The sequence below is a fragment of the uncultured Nostoc sp. genome, assembly GCF_964245445.1.
Taxonomy (GTDB): domain Bacteria; phylum Cyanobacteriota; class Cyanobacteriia; order Cyanobacteriales; family Nostocaceae; genus Nostoc.
In genome coordinates this window covers 1-5,681 of the sequence record NZ_CAXTNE010000389.1, presented here as the reverse complement: position 1 = coordinate 5,681, position 5,681 = coordinate 1, and the positions used below count along the sequence as shown (strand labels likewise).

Genomic DNA, 5,681 nt, shown 5'->3' with positions numbered 1-5,681 from the left:
CCACCCCGCCAAAGCTGTGCTTTGTCTCCCCTCCCCGCAAGCCTACCGTATCTACACAAGTCGGATGTAAAGTAGGTGCAGAGGATTTTTGAAAAGCAAAAACTATGAATAATCCCATATTAATCCATGTTTCGACGACACCAGGAAGAGCATTTGGAGACCCAAGGTTGATTAAAAGGGGGCAGCATTATATGAGGCGACTTGTCAGCACTAATCGATAAATATCTGACAAATAAGTCGAAATTGGGCAGAACAGATGTGTTCTGATCGGTTTTTGGAGAATGAAAGCGTAACACTATCAGAACTAGTACGTAGCCTTTCTGATGATTGCTAGAGAAAGGTAGCACAACCGCACGTATGGCCATCAGCGATAGTAGCGATAATTAACTTGCAATCTCATGCAGGTAGGCTGTCACCGTCAGGATTAGGAGTAGTACGGAATAAGGGATTTCCAATTAAAAAAATATCCTATCCCTGCGGGACGCTACGCGTAGCAAGATCCCCAAAGGGGTACGCATTTAAGGCAGGGGGCAGGGGGAGGAACACTCGTGTTGAGTCTAGAAATTGGGATAATTTATTTTTTGGAGTTTTTTAACACAGATGTAGGATTTTATAATCTATCCAACATTGGTATTAGATGGTAAAAGTGGATTTCCACTGGGGTTAAGCACTGTAAAACTGTGGAGCCGAGTCCTTTTGCACCAATGACAAAAGTTATATGTGGAGCCTGCTTGAAGTGCATAGTAGCTAAGTTACTGATGGGTGAGTTGGTTGCTACTACCACAGTATCGGCTGTCACAACTTTACCATTGCTTGTCTCGACACGGGCGGGTAAACCACCTTGGATTTTTTCTACATGCGTCCCCGTATAAATTCTACCCCCACGGCGTTCTATGGCTTCTGCAAGTCTAGCTAGATATTTTAATGGATCAAATTGCCCTTGTTGGGGGAAAGCGTAGACACACTGTAGACACACTCCTGTATCAAAGCTAGTCAATGGCGCTTTTTTTACCATTTCAACATTAGTTAGGCGAACCCGGTGTGCTGCTTCTAACTCGTGCTGAATCTCATCTATTGAGTTAAGGTCTGGCGGAAAAAGATAGCCGTCAAGTCGCTCAAAGTCGCAGTTAATGTTTTCTTGGGTAGCGATCGCCTCTATAGTATTAATTACTGTTGTAAGGTAAGAGCAATGGGAAACTAGAAGGGAAATATCAAAATATTTTCCCTTCTACGATTGTGCCTTTATGTGTCTTTCAACCTTGCCACAACCAAGCTAAGATGTATATTCCAGCTTGTTATTGTATAAGCCTAGACTATTAATTATAAATAATGTATCTGCATCATGATAGACATAAAAATATGCTTAATAGGGGATGCAATTGCTAAATATTTGTAATTTTGAAAGGGATTTTAGAGGATTTTGTAAAACCTTTGACATTGGAACTGTCATAATTTACTAGAAATGAAAGTAATATCCTAATTTTTAAAGTTAACTCCTGTTAATAAAATATATTTTGAAATAATTTTTTACAAAATATTTCGTTAGATAGATGTACACTGTTGCCAAAGTGAGAAAAAAATATATTTTTGTTGGTTATGGAGAGTCTATAAATGCTAGAGCCTGGTAAATTAGAATCTATAATTAATTGTTTATTAATACTGACATTGTTAGCCTCTTGCAGTGGAAAAAGTTCTGTAGAAGATATGGAAAAAGAAACAAAAAATATATCTTCTTGGGTAGCAACAGCAAATATGGTTGGTGATGCCTGGATCCGCCATGTTGTACCAAATAAATATGCTGAACAAACATTGAAAAAATCCACTGAAGAATTGCGAAAAGAAAAAGATAAAATAGACAAAATAAAGTTATCTAAAGATGTAACGGAACATGATAAATCACTACTATTAGCTGAAGTTATACAAATAACAAATAAAACAGAAGAAATGTCCAGGGCTGTAGGAGAAAAAAATCGTTTAGAGGTACGGCAAAAACTCGGAGAATTAGCAGCAGAAGAACGATCGCTAAACAAACTAAAGAAAAGTAGCAAAGCAAACCAATGAATAAAATTTTGGAAATAGCTCTTGGGATTGTTACCAGTATTGGTGGGTTTCTAGATGTAGGTGCGATCGCTACTGCTGCTGAAGCTGGATCTACCTATAGCTTTCAACTAATCTGGGCGTTTGTCTTAGGGACAATTTGTGTAATCTTTCTCGTGGAAATGTCTGGACGTTTAGCAGCCGTTAGCAAACATACATTAGCTGCGGCGGTGCGAGAACGTTTTGGGTTCAACTTTTATATCATTCCCCTAGTTGCAGAAATTGTCGTTGATTTTCTGGTTTTAGCAGCCGAAATTGGCGGTGTTTGTATTGCCCTGCAATTATTAACAGGGATTAGTTTCCAGTGGTTTGCTTTACCCGTGGCCTTTGCAATTTGGTTGCTACTTTGGAAAGGGACATTTGGATTAATTGAAAACGGTATTTCTTTATTAGGATTAATTACACTAGCATTTGTCGTCGCTACTTTTAAGCTGCATCCATCATTGACACAACTTGGCTTTGGTTTGTTGCCAACTCTGCCACAACAAGACACTGCACATTACTTATACCTGGCCGTTGGCATACTAGGAGCATTGATTAGCCCGTACTTGTTTTATTTCTACTCATCTGGTGCAGTAGAAGATAAGTGGGATGAAGGGTATATCGGTGTGAATCGCGCCGTTGCTGGTTTGGGGATGGGCTTTGGTAGTATCGTATCGCTGGGAGTGTTGATTGTGGCAGCACTGGTACTCGGTCCCAAAGGTATCCAGGTTGATAGCTATGAACAGGCGGCGCTGATGTTAACAGAAACCTTTGGTTACTGGGGTTTTGTTCTCTTTGCGGCATCTTTAGGGATTGCTTGCTTTGGTGCATCACTGGAGGTAAGCCTTGATACAGCGTATATTGTGGCTCAAGCTTTTGGTTGGAATTGGGGCGAAAACCTTAAACCAAAAGATGCCGCACGTTTTAGTTTAGTCTACACCGTGTTTGTCTTTCTGGCTTCGTTACTGATGGTATTTGGGATCGATCCATTGCAATTGACTTTGTTTTCAATGGCGATTACAGCAGTGATTTTGCCGCCTGTAATCATACCTTTTTTGGTTTTGATGAACGATGAATTATATGTTGGCGAGTATCGTAATGGGTGGATTAGTAATAGTGTTGTAATTTTTACAATTGCGCTGACATTTGTGCTAGCGATCGTTGCAATTCCATTAGAAATTATTGGAGGGTAGGAAATGGATATTATTAGAGATGTTCTTGATAACCAATTAGTTGACCGTAATCAACGCAAGATAGGTAAAGTCGATGGCATTGTGATGGAGTTGCGCGATGCCTTCGGCGGGCAAAGCCTACGCGAACCACCACGACTTGCTTATATTGAAGTAGGAGTGACAACCCTTAGTAAACGGCTAAATCCCCGTTTGGCACGTTTGGTAGCAGCAATTGCAAGTAAATGGGGTGTTAAACAAAGTGAACCATTTCGGATTCCGTGGTCAAAAGTGCGGGATGTTGGTATTGATGTCGAAATTGATGTTGAAGCTGAAGCAACACCAGCTTTAGGGTATGAAAAATGGCTGCGCGATCGCATCATCGCACGAATTCCAGGAGGGGGATAATGACAACTCGTGAAATTCATCTAGAATTACTGCTGGGTAAACCAGTATTAGACTCAACTGGTAAAGCCGTCGGACGCATTGAGGAAGTACGCGCCGAACAACAAGGCGAAGAATGGATTGTTAAGGAATATCTTATCGGTTACGCTGCGGTGTTAGAACGGTTATCTGCTTGGACAATTGGGTTAGGAATTTTGCATCTACTGGGGGCGCGTAAAATTTACGGTGGTTATACAGTACCTTGGGACAAGCTAGATTTGACTGACCCTGACAAGCCGCGTTTGCGTTGCAGCCTAGATACATTAAAGTCATTAGACGAGCAGCCACAGGATAATATATAGATACCTACGCATTAACAATGCAGCTAATACATTGGCATTGTAAGCCGATACATTAGCATTGTAAGCTGATACATTAGCATTGTAAGCCGATGCATTGGCATTGTAAACCGATGCATTGGCATTGTAAACCGATGCATTGGCATTGTAAGCTGATACATTAACAATGCGGCCGATGCATTAACGTTGCAGGGTATTGGCAAATTTAATTCGTAACGAATTAATAAAATTCTGTCTTTTTTGTGTGGTAAAGACACAAGCTTGTGCATTACGAAAACCACTCTCTGTTAAAAAATATCTGCTAATCTTTTACCCAACCTCTAGCGAAAGAAAGAGTTTGAGGCTGGATATCTCTGTAATCATGAATGCGGACAAGTGTTTACCTGCTGAATAACTAATATGCCGCAATATTTCGGAAAACTACCCACTACTAGCCAACCTTGGACAACCATCGGCAATGTAAAAGCTGTAACCTCCGACAATAATATTATTAATTTTGATTGTGGCGACTCACGCCTTACTATCAGCGTACTTGCGCCCAATTTAATCCGTGTGCGTTTCGCACCAACTGGGGAATTTATACCCCGCCGGTCTTGGGCAGTGGCGCTGGATGATGCAGAATGGCCTACAACACCTTTTACGGTACAAGAAAATGAAGCAACGGTAGAAATTGAAACAGCACAGATTCGTGTGTGCGTTCAGCGAGAAAAGTGCCGCATTGTTTGTTTCGACAAAGCTAATCGCCCTTTTGCCCAAGATGCAGAGATGGGTATAGGTTCGCGGATGGGTGCAGTTGCAGGATGGAAAGAAATTGCAACCGATGAACATTTCTATGGCTTTGGTGAACGCACAGGCTTTCTGGATAAACTCAGCGAAGTAAAAACCAACTGGACAACGGATTCCTTAGATTATGATGCACTTACCGATGAAATGTACCAGGCAATTCCATTTTTTATGGCTTTGCGCCCAGAGGTAAGCTATGGCATCTTTTTCAATACCACTTTTTGGAGTCAGTTCGATATCGGTGCTGAACAACCAGGTATTTGGAAGATGGAGACTCGTGGCGGTGAATTGGATTATTACATTATCTACGGCCCCGAACCTGCCCAAATCCTGGACACATACACTCAGCTAACTGGGAGAATGCCATTACCGCCGAAATGGGCGCTAGGTTATCATCAATGTCGCTGGAGTTACGAATCAGAAACCGTTGTGCGGGAACTAGCGCAAGAATTCCGTCAGCGTCGCATTCCCTGTGATGTTATTCACTTGGATATTGACTATATGCGGGGTTATCGGGTGTTTACTTGGAGTCCTCAACGCTTCCCCAACCCAGCAAAACTCATTAGTGATTTAGCAGAGGATGGTTTCAAAACAGTCACAATCATTGATCCTGGTGTGAAGTATGAACCAGAAGGTAATTATCATGTTTTTGACCAAGGATTAGAAAACGATTATTTTGTGCGGAAAGCTGATGGTGCGTTGTTCCACGGCTATGTTTGGCCTGAGAAAGCTGTTTTTCCTGATTTTTTACGTCCTGATGTGTCTAACTGGTGGGCTGATTTACACAAAAGCTTAACTGATGTTGGTGTGGCGGGCATTTGGAATGATATGAATGAACCTGCCATAAACGATCGCCCTTTCGGCGATGATGGTGAAAAGATTTGGTTTCCCCTAAATGCACCGCAGG

Annotated in this window: 6 protein-coding genes; 5 read left to right on the top strand and 1 reads right to left on the bottom strand. The window is 41.6% G+C overall.

Annotation, left to right across the window (positions count from 1 at the left end; translation table 11 throughout):
* Nucleotides 1–610: 610 nt before the first annotated feature.
* Nucleotides 611–1,150, bottom strand: coding sequence for an FAD-dependent oxidoreductase (locus tag ACFE90_RS35585; protein ID WP_375506969.1), 540 nt, complete (start codon nucleotides 1,148–1,150; stop codon nucleotides 611–613).
* A 461-nt stretch (nucleotides 1,151–1,611) separates the two neighbouring features.
* Between ACFE90_RS35585 and ACFE90_RS35580 the strand changes: the two genes are divergently transcribed.
* The 5 genes from ACFE90_RS35580 to ACFE90_RS35560 all read left to right on the top strand — a co-directional run.
* Nucleotides 1,612–2,061, top strand: a complete 450-nt coding sequence (locus ACFE90_RS35580; RefSeq protein WP_375506968.1) for a hypothetical protein — start codon at nucleotides 1,612–1,614, stop codon at nucleotides 2,059–2,061.
* Nucleotides 2,058–3,272: an NRAMP family divalent metal transporter gene (locus ACFE90_RS35575; protein ID WP_375506967.1), complete on the top strand. Its 1,215-nt coding sequence runs from the start codon at nucleotides 2,058–2,060 to the stop codon at nucleotides 3,270–3,272. Before ACFE90_RS35580 ends, ACFE90_RS35575 begins: the two co-directional genes overlap by 4 nt.
* A gap of 3 nt (nucleotides 3,273–3,275) precedes the next feature.
* Nucleotides 3,276–3,656, top strand: coding sequence for a hypothetical protein (locus tag ACFE90_RS35570; RefSeq protein WP_375506966.1), 381 nt, complete (start codon nucleotides 3,276–3,278; stop codon nucleotides 3,654–3,656).
* A complete protein-coding gene (locus tag ACFE90_RS35565; protein ID WP_375506965.1) occupies nucleotides 3,656–3,994 on the top strand; it encodes a hypothetical protein in 339 nt (112 codons plus the stop codon). Before ACFE90_RS35570 ends, ACFE90_RS35565 begins: the two co-directional genes overlap by 1 nt.
* Before the next feature lie 396 nt (nucleotides 3,995–4,390).
* On the top strand, nucleotides 4,391–5,681 hold a 1,291-nt coding region (locus tag ACFE90_RS35560), incomplete at its 3' end, for a TIM-barrel domain-containing protein (protein ID WP_375506964.1).

Coding starts and splice junctions, on each gene's coding strand:
- ACFE90_RS35580 (WP_375506968.1), top strand. CDS start 1,612: ATGCTAGAGCCTGGTAAATTAGAATCTATAATTAATTGTTTATTAATA.
- ACFE90_RS35575 (WP_375506967.1), top strand. CDS start 2,058: ATGAATAAAATTTTGGAAATAGCTCTTGGGATTGTTACCAGTATTGGT.
- ACFE90_RS35570 (WP_375506966.1), top strand. CDS start 3,276: ATGGATATTATTAGAGATGTTCTTGATAACCAATTAGTTGACCGTAAT.
- ACFE90_RS35565 (WP_375506965.1), top strand. CDS start 3,656: ATGACAACTCGTGAAATTCATCTAGAATTACTGCTGGGTAAACCAGTA.